Genomic DNA, 19,765 nt, shown 5'->3' with positions numbered 1-19,765 from the left:
TCTGAAATTCGTGCTGTCATTAAAACACTTATCTACCTGATAACGTTATAGAAATAGAATTTACCGAAATCAATAATTAAACCTATGAAAATCAATTTCATTAAAATTAACGTAACCATTTTAATGGTTGGAATCCTGTTTTCTGCTTGTACAAATGGAATAAAAAACGATACTGACCGGGATACGACCATAAAAGACACCGCAAAATTTGTATCCGTAAAACCTGCCGGACCTGCACCTGAATGGGGCAAAACCATTAAACCCGAAATGCAGGCGGTAATGGAAAAATTGAACAGCTATGGCGATAAACCTACTGAGCAGTTAAATGCCACTGATGCCCGTAAAAACCATACACCTGCTGATGCGGTAATGGATTTGCTTAAAGAGAATAACATTGTGCTCCCCAGCTCAAAAGTAGATACCACCGGGAAAGATATTGAGGTAAACGGTGCAAAAATACATGTAAGGATTTATACTCCCAGAGCTGCTGAAGAGCCTTTTCCTTTAATTGTTTATTACCATGGTGGCGGCTTTGTTATGGCTAACCTCGACGCTTATAATGCATCTGCACAAGCTTTGGCAGAACAGGCTGGCGCAGTGGTTATTGCTGTTGCTTATCGTTTAGCACCTGAAAATAAATTTCCGACAGCACATAATGATGCTTTTGCTGCTTATGAATGGGCCGTTAAAAATGCGGTAAACTTAAAGGCTGATCCGGCTAAAATTGCTGTTGCCGGCGAAAGCGCTGGCGCTAATCTGGCTGCTAACGTATCCATTATGGCCCGTGATAAACACATTATGATTCCTGTGCATCAGGTTTTGATTTATCCAATTGCCCAGGCCAATATGGAAACAGAATCCTATAAAATGTATGCTCATGCTAAACCTTTAAATAAAGCGATGATGGGTTGGTTTACTCAGCAGTATTTAAACAGCGAACTGGAAGCGCAGGATCCGAAAATATCATTAGTAAATGCAAATTTAAAGGGTTTACCGCCTACTACCTTAATTACGGCCGAAATAGATCCCTTAAATAATGATGGTATAATGCTAACCAATAAACTAAAGGAAGCTGGTGTAAAGGTTGACCACAAAAATTACGAAGGCGTAACCCACGAGTTTTTTGGCATGGCGGCTTTAGTACCCGAGGCTAAACAGGCGCAGGCATTTGCCGCAGCACAGTTAAAAACTGCTTTTAAATAGTGTAGTGATGCAAAAAGTTGGTATCCTGAGGCAATAAGCGTTTATGCTTTTCTATTGCCTGGAGATGCTTCGCATCTCAGCATGACAAAAAGGGTTATATAAATTGCGAAAGCAAGAATACTAATTGCAGAAGCTAGAATACTAATTGCAGAAGCTAGAATACAAGTTGAGGAAGCGAGAATATTAAACGTGAAGGATGTTACTAATCGATAAACGTTAAGTTGATATGTGCACCAACTTAACGTTTATCTTATTATAAATGAGTTCACTTAAAAGTGTGTTACTGGATGTTTTTTAATACTTCAACCAAAAGATCACGATTTACTTTCATTGAGGATATGATTTCAAAAACAGCAGCTTCTACACTTCTCCGAGCCTTATTAAAGTCTTTCTGTACTCTTGGCAGCTTACTTATTGACTGTAAAAAAGATTCCATACCATCTAAACCAGATTCAATTGATTTTGCTAAGCCTATTACGGATTGTTTAACTTCTTCTTTTTGATTGTCGAACAAACCATCTCCTTGGTCATATAAAATGATGAGATTAGAAATTGCATTTGCTCCTTCTTCAAAGTTTGATCGAAATATAGGAATTTCAGGTTCTAATCTACTAGAAAAATCAACCATCATTTTCGCTGATCTTTCGTACCAATCGCTTAAAATTTTTCTTGCTATGTCACCTTTTGCATTCAACTTATCCAGTTCTTTTGCTTTTTTTATCATCTCATCACTAATCCAATCTGTAGCAGCGGTTATTCGCTTAATTGATTCAGATGAATGATTGAAAGATTCCTCTATTATTTCATTTAATTCGAAAATACCAAGTTCTTCTTCATCATTAATAATGTTTTCTAAAACATTAGAACTATAAGACTCAATTGGTTCTATTTCAATCATTTTTTCATTTAATTTATTTAAATGATCTATCCTCCTGGGAATATGAATACGAAGAAATTGTTGAAAATCCTGTATCGTATTGTATTGCCAATAAAAAACTCCCATTTCGCCTAGATCATTCTTAAAAGACTGTATTTTTGATATTTGGTCAATATTGATATCTTCCATTGGGACAGAAGCCATCTTAAAATAAAAAAGAATCTGAACCGATTCAGGATGTTGAAGAAAGCGTTCATAAACATTTCTAAATTCCTGTTCTGTACCGGAATCATACTTTTGAGTTTTTGTACCAAACTTCTTCCATAGAATCCCAACAAATAAATCATAATCTTTACCAAGATCATGATCTATCAGACTTTGAGTATCAGAGGTTGATACTCCAGGGGCAGAATGTGTCTCCCATTTTATTAGTTCAATGATAATGTTATTTCTGTTTCCATATGTTTGATTTAATTCACTAACTATTTCGACAATCGATTCACGCTCATCTATAACATCAGATGGCGAAGCAATTAAGATTTTAAATTTTTTGACAATTTCAGGCATGTTCAATAGCTTTTAGCCAAAATACAATCTTCTAAATAAAGATTTTAAAATAGTTATCAACTAAGTTAAATTAAGGGCATTCTATTAAAGTTGTAATTTTGAAGATTCTTTACAAGAATCTTCAACTTATAATGGCTGTTGTTGGGTAACGCAATGAACCATTCCTCCGTTTGCAAATAGGTTACGGCAATCAATCCCTACAACCTTTTTACCGGGATATAATTTTTGAATAATGGCATTTGCTATGGCATCATTAGGATCGTTATAATTTGGAACTAAAACCCGGTTATCGGCGATATAATAATTAATATAAGAAGCTTTACCCAAATTTTTACCGTAAGTAGTAACTACATCATTTTTGGTTAATGGTACTTTTACAAAATTATAAGCGGTGTTATTTTTAGTCGTAGCGGCATATAAAGTATTAACATCGTTTTGAATTCTGTTTCTTAAGATGAAAGCTATCAGTGATTTTAATTTTCCGAATAACAATCAACTATGCACCTTTTTTAGAGCTTAAGCTTTGCATCAACTGATCGTATAAATCATCGCTACTGGCTTTTTGAGGTTTCATTTTTTTAACTGTGGCTCGTTTACCTTTTGATTTTGCTTTAATAATTTTGAGTAACTCGTTACTGTATTCATCTTTAAAAGCACTTAAATCAAATTTAGAGCTGTATTGTTTAATCAAGGCAAGGCCAACATCCATTTCTTTTTTGGTTATGGTTACATCGTTTACCTTTGTAATTTCAGAGCGGCTTCTTACCTCCTGCTCAAACCTGATTTTCGTAATCACCAATACCCCATCCATTGGATGAATCACACAAAGGTTTTCAGTATTGCGCAATACAAACCTTGCAACGCCCGCTTTACCCGATTTTTCTAGCGCTTTAAGCAATAATGCATAAGCCTTTTTTCCTTGTTTTTCGGGCTCGGTATAATAAGAGGTTTCGTAATAAACGGGGTTAATCTCTGTAATATCTACAAAATTCTCCAGCTCAATAATTTTCGTTTTCTCGGGTGCCGCATCTTCAAAATCGTGTTTATCTAAAATAATGTACTGATCTTTTAAAAAATAGCCTTTAACTATTTTCTCATAAGGCACTTCCTTATGACTGTTTTCATTTACCCTTAAAAATTTAATTTTAGCGTGATCGCGTTCATCAAGCATGTCTAAATCCAGGTTACTATTTTGTACCCCTGAATACAATTTTACTGGAATATTAACCAAACCAAAACCAATTGAGCCTTTCCAAATCGATCTCATAATAAAACATTAAATTTTTACTTACTAACAAGCCGTTAAATCATATTGTTTTGAGAATAAAAGGGTTAAATTGAGAAAATCTGAAACTATTTAAGTAATTGTATGTTATTTAAATAATCTTATTCCCTTTTTACATATGAAAATCGCCTATATCTCCACTTATCCGCCACGTGAATGTGGCTTAGCTACATTTAATCAAAATTTAGTTAATGCTTTAGGCTTAAATTCCTCATATAATTCTGAAAAAAGCTTTATTGTAGCATTAAACGAGTCTGATGATCTTGATGAACATAATTATCCAAAAGAGGTCAAGTTTGTTATCAGACAGCAAAACCAACAAGATTATATTGATGCCGCCGAATTTATTAATAACAGTGAAGTTGATACCTGCATTATTGAACACGAATTTGGTATTTATGGTGGCAACAGCGGGGTATTTTTACTGTCGTTGATTAACAAATTAAAAAAACCATTTATTACCATTTTGCATACGGTTTTAAAAGAACCAAGTTTTATGCAGCAAACTATTATAAAAGAAATTGCTGCAAAGTCATCCAAAATTGTGGTGATGAGCAAAAAAGCAGTCTTATTTTTAAATCGTATTTATCAAATTCCCTCCACACAAATTAAGCTGATTGAACATGGTGTACCGGATTTAGAACCTATACCGGATAATGATATTGCACAAAGTGATTTATTTAGAAACAGACGGGTACTTTTTACCTTCGGTTTAATCAGCAGAAATAAAGGGCTGGAAACGGTTATTAAAGCCTTACCTAAAATTGTAAATCAGCATCCGGATGTATTGTATGTGATACTCGGCAACACCCATCCGGGCGTAGTTAAACACAATGGAGAGGAATACCGGGATAGTTTAAAATCTTTGGCTAAAGATTTAGGAGTTGAAAATCACATTGCTTTTGTAAACAAATTCGTTTCAGAAGAAGAATTGCATCAATACCTTACGGCTTGTTACATTTACATTACGCCTTATTTAAATGAAGCACAAATTACCAGTGGCACCTTATCTTATGCAATTGGTGCTGGTGCAGCAGTTGTTTCTACACCATATTGGCACGCAGAAGAATTGCTGGCGGATGATCGCGGAAAATTATTTGGCTTTAAAAATGATAATCAACTGGCCGATATATTGGGTACCCTACTGGATGATGATGATAAACATAAACAGCTTAAAGAAAATGCATATCAGTATGGCTTAAACTTAAGATGGCCGGCAATAGGCAATGTTTATTTAAATTTGCTTGAAGATGCTTTAGCGGCTGAACAGAAACCGCAAAGAGTTATACCGCCAATTATTGATGTAGAGCGCATGCCTGCATTAAATTTAAATCACATTTCGCTTTTAACGGATGATACCGGGATTATTCAGCATGCCCGTTTTGGTATTCCCAATTTAAAAGAGGGTTATTGTATAGATGATAACGCCAGGGCCTTAATTATGGCGTTGATGGCTTATGATCAGGATAAAAACCAAAAAGCACTTAAACTGATTCCGGTTTATTTAAGTTTTATCCAATATATGCAGCGTGAGGATGGCAACTTTAGAAACTTTTTAAGTTTTAACCGCAATTACCTTGACGAAATTGGTTCGGAAGATTCTTTTGGTCGAACCATTTGGGCATTAGGGTATTTAATTTGTACCGGGCCCAATAATTCATACCGGGAGTTTGGAAAAGAATTGTTTTCTCACTCTATACCTCATTTTAAAGACTTAAAGTATTTACGTGGCATGGCCAACACAATTATTGGTATTGCCTATTACCTGAGTGCGCATCCTGGCGATGAACCGCTGGTTACGGAAATTAACCGGCTTTCAGCTTCATTAATTAGAGCTTATGATCAAAATAAAGATGGTGACTGGCACTGGTTTGAAAATATTTTAACCTACGACAATGCAATTTTACCTTTAGCTTTACTAAGTCATTATGAGGCCACGGGAAATACAAAATCATTTAAGATTGCCATGGAAAGCATTGAGTTTTTAAATAGCTTCTCCTTTAAAAATGGCTATTTAAATCCGGTTGGTAATGCCGGATGGATGAAAAAGAATGGTAAAAATCCAATATACGATCAGCAGGCTTTAGAAACCATGGCTATGGTTTTATTGTATTCAAAAACCTTTAATATTACCAATGATGATCAGTATTTAAACCTGATGCACATTAGTTATGAATGGTTTTTAGGTAAAAATAGTCTGCATGTTCCATTGTACGATTTTGAAACACAGGGCTGTGCCGATGGTTTACAATTTAACAGTGTAAACAGAAACCAGGGTGCAGAAAGTACGCTGGCTTATTTTATTTCCCATTTAGCCATTTTAAAAGCGGCTGAAACTGAATATGAAACACTCACTTCGCCCTTAGTTGAGGCTGATAAATATTCATAGGATGAAATGGATTAAAAAAAATGCAACTGCCTTTATCAGATAGTTGCATTTTTTTTGAGATCCTACGACAGGCTCAATAGGATAAATATAATCCAGAACTGAATCATAAATTTATTTTTGCTTATCCTGAGTTTGATAACTGCCAATTAAAGGATAGGTTTTTCTTCTAAAAGTTTATTTAGCAGTAATTCTAAGTTTACGGTAGCAAATGAAGAACTGTAATCAGATAAGCCATAAGGAATAATTAATTCGCCATTACTGATAATAGAACCGCATGAATAAACCACATTAGGCACATAGCCTTCGCGTTCATCGTTATTAGGTATAATCAATGGTTCAACTAAGTGTCCTATTTCTTTGGTCGGATCGTCCAGATCAAGTAAAGTTGCACCAATGCAATATCTTCTCATCGGTCCTACACCGTGCGTAATTACAATCCAGCCTTTCTCTGTTTCTATTGGCGAGCCGCAATTCCCAATCTGCACCAACTCCCAGCAATACCTTGGTTGTTTTAGTAAAACCGGATTTTCCCAAACATTAACCTTATCAGAAAACATCAGGTAGTTATTCCAACCGTCTATCCTGCTCATCATCACATATTTTCCATTTATTTTTCTAGGAAATAAAGCCAGGTTTTTATTCTGGGCACCATCGCCATAAAGCGGAATCACTTTAAATTCATAAAAATCTTCGGTCTGCACTAATTTCGGAATAATTAAAGAGCCATCAAATGCCGTATAGGTTGCATAATAAAGCACTTTGCCGTCATCTTTAACAAACTTAACAAAACGGGCATCTTCTATTCCCTTACGTTCAAACTCAGAAATCGGAAAAATAACCCGGTCTGATATGTCTGTATCTTTAGAAAAAATAATGGTGTGGTAGGTATCAGAAAGCCACAATACTTTATCATATTCTATTAAGCGTTGCGGATTGTCTTTATTTAAATTCTTAGAATCCTTTATAACATTACTTAAACTGGTGTATTCAAATTTATCATCAAGTTTACCCTCTACTTCTTCCAAAACAGAAGGATCAATTTGAGCATAAGCAGCCTTTTTTAGAAAAAGTTTTTTTACGTAGATGGCATTTTTTATGACTTCAGCTTCGTCTACATAATTTCCTACAGGCAATACCTGAATATTGTTTTTGGCATCAATAAGAGCACGCCTGAACACGATAGAAGAAATATGTCCTTCTCCTACTGCCCTGAAACTAATAATCACTCTTTTTTCACCTTCTACCAGATCGGTCTGATCAGGATCATCCACAATACTCGGATTAAAAAATGCAGCCGATTCTATTGAATATTCATGTGTAAAATAGGCGCCAATCAGTAAGCGGGTATATTCATCAATATCTTCAAAAGTAGTACCCAGTGTTGTAAATTGCTTTTTAAGTTTTTTACAGTGACGGGTTAATATTTTGGTAATGTTGCGGTGCCTTTTAGAGTATTCCTGTAAAATTGGAGAAATGAGTGAGAATACTTTTGCATCTGAAAATTCTAATACTTTTCTAATGACTTCCAGCGCTCTTTCTTCTCCGTTAAAAAAGAAACGGGCAATTACGCGTTTGGTATCCGGATATACTTTTACGGGTTTACGGTCTATATGTAATCTCATTATTTTACTGTTAGTAGTGATGATCAGATTAATTTGCAAATGAGCCTGCTTAGTAATATTAAACTAAATTTAACACTTATTGTTTACAAAAAATCTGTTTTGATGTTATTACAAACGAATGGAGATTGGGCTAGAGTATATAAACAGATAATCTTTACCTTTACAAATCATAAAAAACAAATTGCATGTCAGGCTATACTAAACCCGAAACGATAATACCGGAGAACGATGAAGCCCGTTTAAAAAAGCTGAGACATTATGAAATTCTCGATACTCCGCCTGAAAATGCTTTTGACACCATTGCTTTGCTTGCTGCACAAATATTTGATGTACCCAGTGCATTTGTAACCTTTGTTGATCAGGACCGGGTTTACTTTAAAGCCAACATTAGTGATTTAAAAATCAATGAGGTGCGCAGAGACGAAAGTTTTTGTTCTTTGGCCATTTTAGACCAGCAGATTACTGTTTTTGAAGATACACATGCCTTTCCCGAATTTTTAACTAATCCTTATGTTTCTGCCGAAGGTGGGATCCGTTTTTATGCGGGCGCCCCCTTAAAAACCAGCGAAGGTTTTAGATTGGGTACTGTTTGTGTAATAGACTCGGTTGCGAGGAAGCCAACGGCGAAACAATTGAATATGCTGCAAATGCTTTCGGTTATTGTTATGGAAAAACTGGAATCGAGAATTGCCACCCGAAAAATACTGAGGGCACACGATGACCGTTTGCACATGCTGGTACATGACTTAAAAAACCCGATGACAAGCATTTCACTGCAATCGGAATTAATTGGCAGAATACCTGAAATGAATGATAAGGCGGTTATGATTGCCGGGAAAATTAACCAGCAATCCAAAAATATTGTCGATAGCCTTAATAACATCCTGAGTGCTGCCAGAGATGAGCATGGCAATATTAAGCTGGTAAAAACTAAAGTTAACCTTGCTGCCATTTTAAAACAGGTAGAAGCCAATTTTGGAATTATTTTAGATCATAAAAACCAGAAATTAAATAATCTGGTGATCGAGCCTGTTGAAATTTTTGCTGATGCGGAAAAGGTAAAAGATATATTCGAAAATTTAATCGGTAATGCTTCAAAATACTCTGAAACGGGTAAGGAAATTACCATAAGCTTAACTACTACAGCGCATAAAGTTGTAGTTTCCATTCAGGATAATGGCCTTGGTTTATCTCCTGATGATCTAAAAAGACTTTTTGTAAAGTTTGCCAGGTTAAGCGCAGTACCTACGGGACGGGAACGTTCTAATGGTTTGGGCTTATCTATTGTTAAAATGCTGGTTGATTTACACAAAGGAAAAGTTTGGGCGCAAAGTGAAGGTAAAAACATGGGCAGTACTTTCTTTGTAGAACTTCCGGTTAAGTAAAACCTTTATCAGTTTAACTTTCTGTTAAATCTGCAAGGGCCATTTCTTCCAGCATAATTCTTTCTGGTTTTCCGCTGTTTTTACATGACCATTTAATTAACCTGATCTTACCGGATTCTATTTCAATACCTGTAATGTCTCCATCACTAAAACAGCAGCAGCCACTGTTAAAATAATTTGGTTTATATTTTCTAAAAGCCGGTGCTTTATCCCCTTCTCTAATTCTTTTCCCTAATTCTTCATTGAGTTCATCAAGCTTAGTTTTATCATTTTCCTTTCTTGCTTTTCTTAGGGCTACATAAATTCTTTCCAGGTGTGTTAGCGAAGAAAATACGGGTTGATGAGTATGCCCGGTAATTAAAGCAATATTTTTATGTTCGGCTACCCATTTGTACATTAAGGTGTTATGCGTTGTTTTAAGTTGATTATCGTAAGCTGGCGTATTTGGATTAATTTGTAAATATGACTGAAAGGGCGCCCAAATGGTACTTACAAACCATTTACTAAACCAATTGCCGTCGCTTTGCAAATCGCCCTGATGCCCATGTGTTAAAAAAACATCTAAAACCTTTTCATTAATAGTAGTCCGCAGGATTGCCCCTTCGTAAATTGGAATTTTCTTACCATAAATGCGGCTCAGGTTAAAGCCTGATAAAGGATCATTATCCCAGTATAAATCGTGGTTGCCAAATATTTTAGTAAACGCATCACGGGCAATAAATGCCTTTTCGCATTCAAAGGTTTGCTTATTGTGTTTGATAACCGGTTCGAGCAGGTTTTCCCAAAGCTCTTCGCTATCGCCTAAGTTGATGTAATTAAATTGTGCTGAATTATAATGTTCAAGTGCTTTCAAATAATTTTGTTCACAAACCGCAAAATCATCTGCATAGTTTCTTGCGCCTTTATGCTGATCGGAAAAAATGATGAACTTGCTTTCGCTGGTAAATTCGAAAACAGGGCCCCTGTTACCGGGTTCTTTATTTATCGTCTTATACAACAAACTTAAGGCACTGTGAATGCGTTTAAGGTTAGGTCTTGAACCAAACTTATTCGACATCCGAATTACCCAATTTCCTAATAAACGTTGTAAAAACTTGCGCATTAAATATTTTCTGTTCCAAACTTAACAAAATAACTACTCTTTCGTTTTAAGGCGGTGCCAGATAACAATTATTTTGCATTTAATATCTTTGATTTTAAATACGCAAATTGTTGCTAATCCAATAAATTCTTAAACCTGATTGGAGCAGCATCCCCCGATTTTTCTTCGGGGATATAGCGCAAAGCAGGAACAAATTTACTGAAGGGCTACAGGCTTTGCTTTCCTAATCCTGTTGTTTAAGACAATATTTTTGTAAAAAGGTGCTATTAAGAGGAGCTTTTAATAAATTTTACTAAATTTGTTAGCATTGAAAAGATCAGGAAGCACAGATTTACCTTTACATTATGGCCATGTACCACCCTGGCTGGCGCAGCGTATGGCCAAATTGGGCTTAGCCATTACCGAAGCCATTTTAGTTGAATATGGTAAGGCTGAAGTGCTTCGCCGTTTAAGTAACCCGTTCTGGTTTCAAAGTTTAGGCGCTGTAATGGGTATGGATTGGCATTCTTCGGGAATTACAACTTCTGTTATGGGTGCGCTAAAAAAAGCCATTAATCCGTTATCAAAAGAGCTTGGCATTTATATTTGTGGTGGTAAAGGTAAACATAGCCGGGAAACGCCTAACGAGTTGTTGAAAATTGCTGACAAAACCGGGTTAAACGGGCATGATTTGGTTCGTTCGAGTAAGTTGAGTGCAAAAGTAGATAATACGGCCATTCAGGATGGCTTTCAATTGTATTTACATAGCTTTATTTTAAGCAGCGAGGGCGACTGGGCCGTGGTGCAACAAGGTATGAGTAATAACAGTTCAACAGCGAGGCGTTATCATTGGCATTCTGAAAATTTAAAGTCATTTATAGAAGAACCTCATACCGGGATTTGTGGAATTAACCAGGGAAAGATTTTAAACCTGACGGCGAACGATGCAAGTACAACAAGGGCTACTTTAATGAGTATGACAGATGAATCGCCGGACAGGATGCTTAACGAAATTCAAAAACTGGTTTTGCCAAACCACCATGAAGTAAAGGCAAAAGATGTAGATTTAAAGCGTTTAGGCAGTATATTATGGTTAGCGCAAGAAAAAAAACCGGCTAATTTTGAAGAATTGTTGTTGCTTGAAGGTATGGGACCAAGAACTTTACAATCGATAACTTTAGTAAGTGAGGTGATTTACGGTACCCCCTCCCGGTTTAGCGATCCGGCCCGTTATTCTTTTGCTCATGGTGGTAAGGATGGCCATCCGTTTCCGGTACCTACTAAAGTTTATGATGAAACCATCAGTATTTTATCTAAAGCGGTAGAAAAGGCAAAAATTGGTTTTACAGACAAACAGCAGGCGATTAAATCGCTTCATCAAATTGCCCAAAATGCAGAGCAAAATTTTATTCCGAATCTGGATTTTGATAAAGTGATTGAAAAGGAACGCAATGAAAGCTGGAAATATGGCGGCAGAACGGTATTTGGAAAGGAAAAACCACTAAAAAATGATCAGTTAAAGTTATTTTAAGGTAAAACGATATTCTCTGTTTATTTCCAAAAAAGAGAGATTGCCACGGCTCGCCCATGTCCAGCCTTGCAGTGACGGGCATAAAAAAGGCCGCAACAAACGTTACGACCTTTCAAATTTAACTGTTCTTTATTTAAGCATAAGCTACCGCATCTCTTGATGCAAGCTTCGTGGTCCCCATTAAATATTCATCTACCTTACGGGCAGCTTCCCTGCCTTCGGATATTGCCCAAACCACTAAAGATTGTCCGCGGCGAACATCACCGGCAGCAAAAATCTTAGCAATATTGGTTTGATAAGTATGTTCAGAAGCTTTTACATTCCCTCGGTTATCCAGCTCAACACCTAGTTTTTCAATCAAACCTTCTTTTTGCGGATGTAAAAAGCCCATGGCCAGTAAAACCAGTTCGCAAGGCAAGTCTCTTTCGGTTCCCGCAACTTCTTTAAAGCTTACCGGGCGTCCGTTTGCATCAATTTCCCACTCTACATCAACCACTTTTAAAGCTTTTAGGTTACCGTTTTCATCGGCAATAAAGTTTTTAGTGTTAACCGACCAGGCTCTTTGCGCACCTTCTTCGTGTGAAGAGGTATTTTTTAAAAGCATTGGGTAAGTTGGCCATGGCATGTGGGCATTGCGCAATTGCGGAGGCATAGGCATAATTTCAAACTGTGTAACGGATTTTGCACCGTGACGGTTAGAAGTTCCGATGCAATCAGAACCGGTATCACCACCACCAATTACAATTACATTTTTACCGGTAGCCATAATGTCTTCAACTACCACTTCGCGGTTGGCCACCCGTTTATTTTGTTGTTTTAAAAAGTCCATTGCAAAATGAACACCCTTAGCCGAACGGCCATCAATGGGTAAATTGCGAGGAATAGTAGATCCACCGGCTAAAACAACGGCATTGTAATCACGCAGTATGGTTCCAATTTCTACATTTTCGCCTACGTTAGCATTACATTTAAATACAATGCCTTCTTCTCTCATTAAATCAATGCGGCGATCAACTACATTTTTTTGCAGTTTAAAGTCAGGGATACCGTAACGCAATAAACCTCCGGGTGCATCATCACGTTCAAAAACCACAACCTCATGCCCTGCTTTATTTAACTGAGCAGCAGCGGCTAAGCCCGCCGGACCTGAACCAATAACGGCTACTTTTTTACCTGTTCTGATTAAAGGTGCCTTAGCTTTGATGAAGCCCTTTTCAAAGGCAATTTCGATAATGTGTTTTTCAATTTCCTCAATAGAAACCGGCGGACGGTTAATTCCCAGTACACACGCAGACTCGCATGGTGCCGGACAAATTCTGCCTGTAAACTCCGGAAAATTATTGGTACTTAGTAAAATATTAGCCGCCTGTTCCCATTTACCCTGGTAAACAGCGTCATTAAATTCGGGTATTACGTTACCCAAAGGGCAACCCGACTGGCAAAATGGAACGCCGCAATCCATGCAACGTGCCGCCTGTCTGTTTAATTCTTCGGAAGGTAATTCATTTAAAAACTCTCCGTAATGTTTCACACGTTTAGCAGCTTCTTCTCTAAGCGGTGCAACTCTATCATATTCTTGGAATCCTGTTACTTTTCCCATGGCTTAGTGTGTTTTAACTTGTTGATTACGTTTGCTTAAAACGGCTTTGTATTCTTTAGGAAATACTTTAACGAAATGTGCAGACTGAGTTTTCCAATCGCTTAAGATAAATTCTGCAACCTTACTATCTGTCAAACGGATATGTGTTTTAAGTAAAGCTAAAATGCGTTCCTCATCTTCAGCTAAAAGCGGATCCAGATCAACCATTTCCTTATTGCATTTACGGGCAAAAGTTCCGTTAGCATCATAAATCCAGGCCACACCACCACTCATGCCAGCAGCGAAATTACTTCCGGTATCGCCAAGAATTAAAACTTCACCACCGGTCATATATTCACAACCATGATCGCCGACGCCTTCTACAACTGCAGTTGCACCCGAGTTGCGGACGGCAAAACGTTCACCGGCTTTTCCACGGGCAAATAACTCTCCTGATGTAGCACCATAAAGCGCTACATTACCAATAATGATATTTTGCTCTGGTACATAGGTTACATTTCCGAAAGGATAAATGGCAAGTCTTGCCCCCGAAAGACCTTTACCTACATAATCGTTTGCTTCGCCTTCCAGTGATAAAGTTAAACCACGCGTACTGAAAGCACCGAAACTTTGTCCGGCAGAACCATTAAACTTAAAGTTGATGGTATCCGGCGGTAAGCCCATGCCCAAATGCACTTTAGAAATTTCGTTAGAAAGCATGGTACCAATAGCACGGTCTGTATTTTTAACATTAAAGCTCGAAAATATAGGCTCATTATTATCTATGGCGGGTTTAGCGGCTGCAATTAACTGGTGATCTAAAACATGTTCTAAACCGTGATCTTGTTTTTCCGTATTGTAATGAGGCAAGCCGTTATCTTCTGCTTTATATAAAATGCCTGATAAATCAATGTGTTTCAATTTCCAGTCTTCGGCAGCTAAATCACGAACTTTTAAAGCATCAGTTTGACCAATCATTTCGTGTATGGTTCTGAAACCAAGTTCAGCCATAACTTCACGTAATTCTTCAGCAAGGAAATAAAACAAATTCACAACGTGATCGGCATCACCTGTAAATAATTTTCTTAATTCAGGATCTTGTGTAGCCACACCAACCGGACAAGTATTTAAATGACATTTACGCATCATAATACAGCCTGAAGTAACCAAAGCAGCGGTTGCTACGCCCCATTCTTCGGCGCCTAATAATGCAGCAATGGCAATGTCTCTTCCTGTTTTTAATTGCCCGTCTGTTTGAAGTACAATACGGTTACGTAATCTGTTCTTAACTAAAGTTTGATGTGCTTCTGCCAAACCTAATTCCCATGGTAAACCTGCATGCTGAATAGAAGTTAAAGGTGAAGCGCCTGTACCCCCATCAAAACCAGACACCAAAATTACATCGGCATGTGCTTTAGCCACACCTGCTGCAATGGTACCCACACCAGCCTTAGAAACCAGTTTAACGTTAATTCTGGCCTCACGGTTTGCATTTTTCAAATCGAAAATCAGCTGGGCTAAATCTTCGATTGAATAAATATCGTGGTGAGGTGGCGGAGAAATTAAACCCACACCTGGCGTAGAGTGACGAACTTTTGCAATCCAGTCATCTACTTTATGTCCTGGTAACTGACCACCTTCTCCAGGTTTAGCGCCCTGAGCCATTTTAATCTGTAGCTCATCTGCATTGGTTAAGTAGTAACTCGTTACGCCAAAACGGGCAGATGCAACTTGCTTAATTGCTGAGCGCATACTATCACCGTTAGGCAGTTTGGTATAACGCATTTCATCTTCGCCACCTTCGCCGGTATTGCTCTTGCCACCAATTCTATTCATGGCAATGGCCAGTGTAGAGTGGGCTTCGTGAGAAATAGAACCAAATGACATGGCTCCGGTTGCAAATCTTTTTAAAATTGCTTCAGTAGATTCAACCTCATTTAAAGGAACTGAAGGACGGTTATAGTTAAATTCAAACAAACCACGAATGGTATAAGCCTGTTGTGTTTGCTCATTAACCAGTTTAGAGTATTGTTTAAAAATATGGTAATCATTTTTACGGGTTGCATTTTGCAATAAATGGATCGTTTGAGGATTAAACAAATGCTGCTCACCTCTTCTGCGCCATTTATAAGTACCGCCCGCTGGCAATAAATTTTCTGTTTGCGTAGAAACGCCAAAACTGCGACGGTGTTTGATTAAGGTTTCGTGTGCTATTTCATCTAAACCTAAACCACCAATACGCGAAACCGCTCCGGTAAAATAAGTATTAACAACTTGCTTGTTTAAACCTAAAATTTCAAAAATCTGAGCACCGTGATAAGATTGTAAAGTAGAGATTCCCATTTTAGAGAAAATCTTTAACAAACCACTGTTTACTGCGTAAGTATAATTTTTAGTTAATTGTTCAATAGATAAACCCGATTCTGCCGCAAAACCGTGAATGGTTTCTAAAGCTAAATAAGGGTTAACTGCTGTTGCACCAAAACCAATTAAGGTTGCAAAATGGTGAACTTCCCAAACGTCACCGGCCTCTACCACAATACCTACGGCACCACGATAACCTTTACGGATTAAATGGTGATGTACAGCAGAAACGGCCAATAATGAAGGCATAGCGGCATGTTCAGAGTCAATAGCTCTATCCGTTAATACAATAACCTGGAAACCATCTTCAACTGCATCTACGGCATAACGGCATAAACGATCTAACGCTTTAGCCATTGCGCCCGGCTTACCATCAGCCCTGAAATAGGTTTGTAAGGTTTTGGCCTGAAAAACGCCGGTATCTATACTTCTTAATTTCTCTAATTCCTGATTGGTTAAAATTGGGTGTTTAATGCCTACACAGTGACATTGCATCGGGCTTTCTTCTAAAAGATTGCCATTATTACCCATAAAGCCGGCCAAACTCATCACCACTTTTTCACGGATCGGATCAATTGGCGGATTGGTTACCTGTGCAAATAATTGTTTAAAGTAATTGGATAAATGCTGAGGTTGTTTAGACAGAATAGCCAATGGCGTATCGGTTCCCATTGAACCTATAGGCTCTTTACCCTCCAAAGCCATTGGTTTAAGCAATAAATCAACATCTTCTCTGCTGTAGCCAAAAACCTGCTGGTATTTAAGAACTGATTCTTTCGAAAGTCCGGTAAACATTACACGAGGTTCAGGCAACTCTTCTAAACGGATTTGGTATTGATTTAGCCAGTCTGCGTATGGACTTGCACCGCAAACCTGAGTTTTTATTTCTTCATCGCTGATAATCCTGCCCTGCTCCATATCTACAACAAACATTTTGCCCGGCGTTAAACGACCTTTTTCTATAATTGTACTTTGATCAATGGCCAAAGCTCCGGCTTCTGAGCCCATAATTACACGGTCATCAGAAGTAATGGCATAACGTGATGGACGTAAACCATTACGATCTAAAGTAGCACCAATTAAATGTCCATCGGTAAAAGCAATTGCTGCCGGGCCATCCCATGGTTCCATTAAAGTAGCATGAAACTCGTAAAAGGCTTTTTTAACCGGGTCCATATCTTCGTTACCATCCCACGCTTCCGGAACCAGCATCATTAATACGTGCGGCAGTGATCTTCCTGCATGAAGCAACAATTCGATCACATTATCCAAACAGCCTGAGTCTGAATTGGTTTCGTCTATAACCGGCAACAACATATCCAGTTCTTCTGGTGTAAAGTAAGCAGAAGCAAAAGACTTCACGCCTGCCCTAAACCAGTTTAAATTTCCTTGTAAGGTATTAATCTCTCCGTTGTGAGCAATAAAACGGAAAGGTTGTGCCAGTCTCCATGATGGAAAAGTATTGGTTGCAAAACGGGAATGCACCAAACCCAAAGCAGAAACCAGGCGTTTATCACTTAAATCTTTAAAGTATGTACGTACCTGTAAAGAAGTTAGCTGACCTTTATAAATAATGGTTTGTGCGGATAGTGAAGCAATATAAAAATCTTTGCCACCATGAACGGTGTTTAAAATCAGTTTAATCAGGTAATTCTTAAAAACGTAAAGCTTACGTTCAAAATCGGCACCTGGTGCTATTGCATAAGGGCGGGCAATAAAAACCTGTTCAATTTCCGGTTCAACAGAAAGAGCCATGCTGCCTATATCGGTAGTATCTACATCAACTTTTCTGAAACCTAAAACTTCAAGACCTAATTTTTCTGCAGCGCGGTAAATCAATTCTCTGCACTCTTCTCTTGACCGTAAATCCTTAGGCATGAAAAGCATACCTACACCGTAATTATTTGTTGCAGGAAGGCTAAATCCTGTTTTCAAGCATTCATCATAAAAAAACTCATGAGGAATCTGAATCATGATGCCTGCTCCATCTCCGGTATTTGGTTCTGCTCCCGAAGCGCCTCTATGGTCTAAATTTTCTAAAATAGTAAGTGCATCTGAGATGATTTGATGCGATTTTCGCCCTTTCACATGCGCAACGAACCCGATACCGCAGGCATCGTGTTCAAATTGTGCATCGTACAATCCACTGTTTAATTTCATTCTTTTGCTCGTTAGTTGTTAGTGTATAGGAAACACTAAGATAAAAGAAATCGATTATAAATTATAGAGTTCACATTATTTTTAGAATAATTTTAGTTTTAAAGCAATTTAAACGAAGTTAATTATCATATTAATAAAATTAAACACAATAAAATACGAATTTTACAAACACAAAAATCATTAAAAAATGGCCCAAAACGGCTTATTTTCAGACTAAAATATTTTACTAAAATGATAAACCCAGGCTATGGGTTAATTAAAATCGGGATTTAAGTCCATTTTAGCCTAAAACGATTAGGCATTTGAAAGTAAAACCAGAAATTAAAAATAATTTAATAATTATATTAATTTAACAATCAACTACATAGCTTTGTGAATGTAAAAATTAGAAAAATGAATTTTGTAAAACAACTTGTTTTTCTACCTTTGTGGCGGGCAAGTCTTTTACGACCAGCTCCCTTTGAATCCCCCCAGGGCGGGAACGCAGCAAGGGTAGAAGGTTGTAGCGGTGCGATAAGAGGTGCTTGCCCTTTTTTTACTCCCCCAATCCCCTGAAGGGGGAAAATGAAATTCTTCAGGGTTTACACCTAATTATCACTTAAGAATTTATAAACATGAAATTTTTTATTGACACAGCTAATCTTGATCAAATCAGAGAAGCTCAAGATCTTGGCATTTTAGATGGCGTAACCACCAACCCTAGCTTAATGGCTAAAGAGGGAATCACAGGCGAGCAAAATGTAATTAACCATTATAAAGCAATTTGCGACATCGTTGACAACAACGTAAGTGCTGAAGTTATTTCGACTACTTACGATGAAATCATCAAAGAAGGTGAAGCACTTGCAGCTTTAAACCCTAAAATTGTAGTTAAAGTACCAATGATTAAAGATGGCGTTAAAGCAATTAAATATTTTTCATCAAAAGGCATTAAAACCAACTGTACTTTAATTTTCTCGGCAGGTCAGGCTTTATTGGCGGCTAAAGCTGGTGCAACTTATGTTTCTCCATTTTTAGGCCGTTTAGATGATATTTCAAGTGATGGTTTAGTTTTAATTGAAGACATCAGAACTATTTTTGATAACTACGGTTACGAAACTCAAATTTTAGCAGCCTCAATCCGTGGGCCATTGCACATTGTAAATTGTGCTAAATTAGGTGCTGATGTAATTACAGCTCCTTTGACAGCCATTGTAGGTTTATTAAAACATCCTTTAACTGACAGCGGTTTGGCTACTTTCTTAGCTGACCATGCTAAAGCTGCTGGTAAATAAGCTTAAAATAATTTTAAAGGAAAGCCCGGTTCGTTTGATCCGGGCTTTTTTGTTTATAAACGAAAGTGATTAAGAAAAACGAAGTTAATAGCTGGAATACATGTTAAACGTTCAAATAAATTTCATAAAACGAAATCCGGATTAATTTGGAGCGCAGGTTTCTATGGTCATCGCTTGCCACACCCCTGCTTTTCATTATCGCCCCGATAGAAAAAATCGGCGGCTGTCATTTCAATCAGGGCTATTTAACAACGATTGTGTAGGAAATTTAAAAAAAATATTCTTAGCAAGCTAGAATACGCGTTAACGATGGCAGCGGCATCCCCCGGTTTTTTCTGCCGGGGATACAGCGAACAGCGTGTTAAAACGCCCAAATAATTTCATAAAACGAAATCCGGATTAATTTGGAGCGCAGGTTTCTATGGTCATCGTTTGCCACACCCCTGCT

The 19,765-nt window shown here is 37.6% G+C and carries 12 protein-coding genes and 1 other RNA gene; 6 read left to right on the top strand and 7 right to left on the bottom strand.

Going from position 1 to position 19,765, the window contains the following annotated elements; genetic code table 11:
• The first annotated feature begins 84 nt into the window (after positions 1-84).
• Positions 85-1,203: an alpha/beta hydrolase gene (locus O0955_RS06335; RefSeq protein ID WP_269426699.1), complete on the top strand. Its 1,119-nt coding sequence runs from the start codon at positions 85-87 to the stop codon at positions 1,201-1,203.
• A gap of 280 nt (positions 1,204-1,483) precedes the next feature.
• Here the strand turns inward: O0955_RS06335 and O0955_RS06330 are convergent, their stop codons facing one another.
• The 3 genes from O0955_RS06330 to ku all read right to left on the bottom strand — a co-directional run bounded on the left by O0955_RS06330 (position 1,484) and on the right by ku (position 3,914).
• On the bottom strand, positions 1,484-2,647 hold the full coding sequence (locus tag O0955_RS06330) for a DUF4062 domain-containing protein (RefSeq protein WP_269426698.1): 1,164 nt from the start codon (positions 2,645-2,647) through the stop codon (positions 1,484-1,486).
• Positions 2,648-2,773: 126 nt separating this feature from the next.
• Complete coding sequence (locus tag O0955_RS06325) at positions 2,774-3,139, bottom strand: agmatine deiminase family protein (protein WP_269426697.1); 366 nt, start codon at positions 3,137-3,139, stop codon at positions 2,774-2,776.
• 4 nt (positions 3,140-3,143) lie between these two features.
• Entirely contained in the window at positions 3,144-3,914 is a 771-nt protein-coding gene (gene ku, locus O0955_RS06320) for a non-homologous end joining protein Ku (protein ID WP_269426696.1), read from the bottom strand.
• Positions 3,915-4,050: 136 nt separating this feature from the next.
• Here ku and O0955_RS06315 point away from each other — a divergent pair, with 136 nt between their 5' ends.
• Positions 4,051-6,321, top strand: a complete 2,271-nt coding sequence (locus O0955_RS06315; protein ID WP_269426695.1) for a glycosyltransferase — start codon at positions 4,051-4,053, stop codon at positions 6,319-6,321.
• 146 nt (positions 6,322-6,467) lie between these two features.
• Here O0955_RS06315 and O0955_RS06310 read toward each other — a convergent pair whose 3' ends face one another.
• A complete protein-coding gene (locus O0955_RS06310; protein WP_269426694.1) occupies positions 6,468-7,943 on the bottom strand; it encodes a glycoside hydrolase family 130 protein in 1,476 nt (491 codons plus the stop codon).
• A 185-nt stretch (positions 7,944-8,128) separates the two neighbouring features.
• Here O0955_RS06310 and O0955_RS06305 point away from each other — a divergent pair, with 185 nt between their 5' ends.
• On the top strand, positions 8,129-9,328 hold the full coding sequence (locus tag O0955_RS06305; protein WP_269426693.1) for a GAF domain-containing sensor histidine kinase: 1,200 nt from the start codon (positions 8,129-8,131) through the stop codon (positions 9,326-9,328).
• A gap of 13 nt (positions 9,329-9,341) precedes the next feature.
• On the opposite strand, the gene O0955_RS06300 is transcribed toward O0955_RS06305, so the two are convergent.
• Entirely contained in the window at positions 9,342-10,430 is a 1,089-nt protein-coding gene (locus O0955_RS06300) for a metallophosphoesterase (protein WP_269426692.1), read from the bottom strand.
• Positions 10,431-10,737: 307 nt separating this feature from the next.
• On the opposite strand from O0955_RS06300, the gene O0955_RS06295 reads away from it, so the two are divergent.
• A complete protein-coding gene (locus O0955_RS06295; RefSeq protein WP_269426691.1) occupies positions 10,738-11,940 on the top strand; it encodes a DUF763 domain-containing protein in 1,203 nt (400 codons plus the stop codon).
• A gap of 133 nt (positions 11,941-12,073) precedes the next feature.
• Here O0955_RS06295 and O0955_RS06290 read toward each other — a convergent pair whose 3' ends face one another.
• Both O0955_RS06290 and gltB read right to left on the bottom strand, forming a co-directional pair.
• Entirely contained in the window at positions 12,074-13,540 is a 1,467-nt protein-coding gene (locus tag O0955_RS06290; RefSeq protein ID WP_269426690.1) for a glutamate synthase subunit beta, read from the bottom strand.
• A gap of 3 nt (positions 13,541-13,543) precedes the next feature.
• On the bottom strand, positions 13,544-18,043 hold the full coding sequence (gltB, locus tag O0955_RS06285) for a glutamate synthase large subunit (protein WP_269426689.1): 4,500 nt from the start codon (positions 18,041-18,043) through the stop codon (positions 13,544-13,546).
• A 433-nt stretch (positions 18,044-18,476) separates the two neighbouring features.
• Between gltB and ffs the strand changes: the two genes are divergently transcribed.
• An RNA gene (gene ffs, locus O0955_RS06280) (signal recognition particle sRNA small type) lies at positions 18,477-18,576 on the top strand.
• An 81-nt stretch (positions 18,577-18,657) separates the two neighbouring features.
• Complete coding sequence (gene fsa / locus O0955_RS06275) at positions 18,658-19,317, top strand: fructose-6-phosphate aldolase (protein WP_269426688.1); 660 nt, start codon at positions 18,658-18,660, stop codon at positions 19,315-19,317.
• Positions 19,318-19,765 lie beyond the last annotated feature (448 nt).

Origin of the sequence: Pedobacter punctiformis (assembly GCF_027213715.1) — a bacterium.
GTDB classification, from domain to species: domain Bacteria; phylum Bacteroidota; class Bacteroidia; order Sphingobacteriales; family Sphingobacteriaceae; genus Pedobacter; species Pedobacter punctiformis.
The sequence above is the reverse complement of the archived record's forward strand: the minus strand, read 5'-3'. Positions and strand labels throughout refer to the sequence as shown.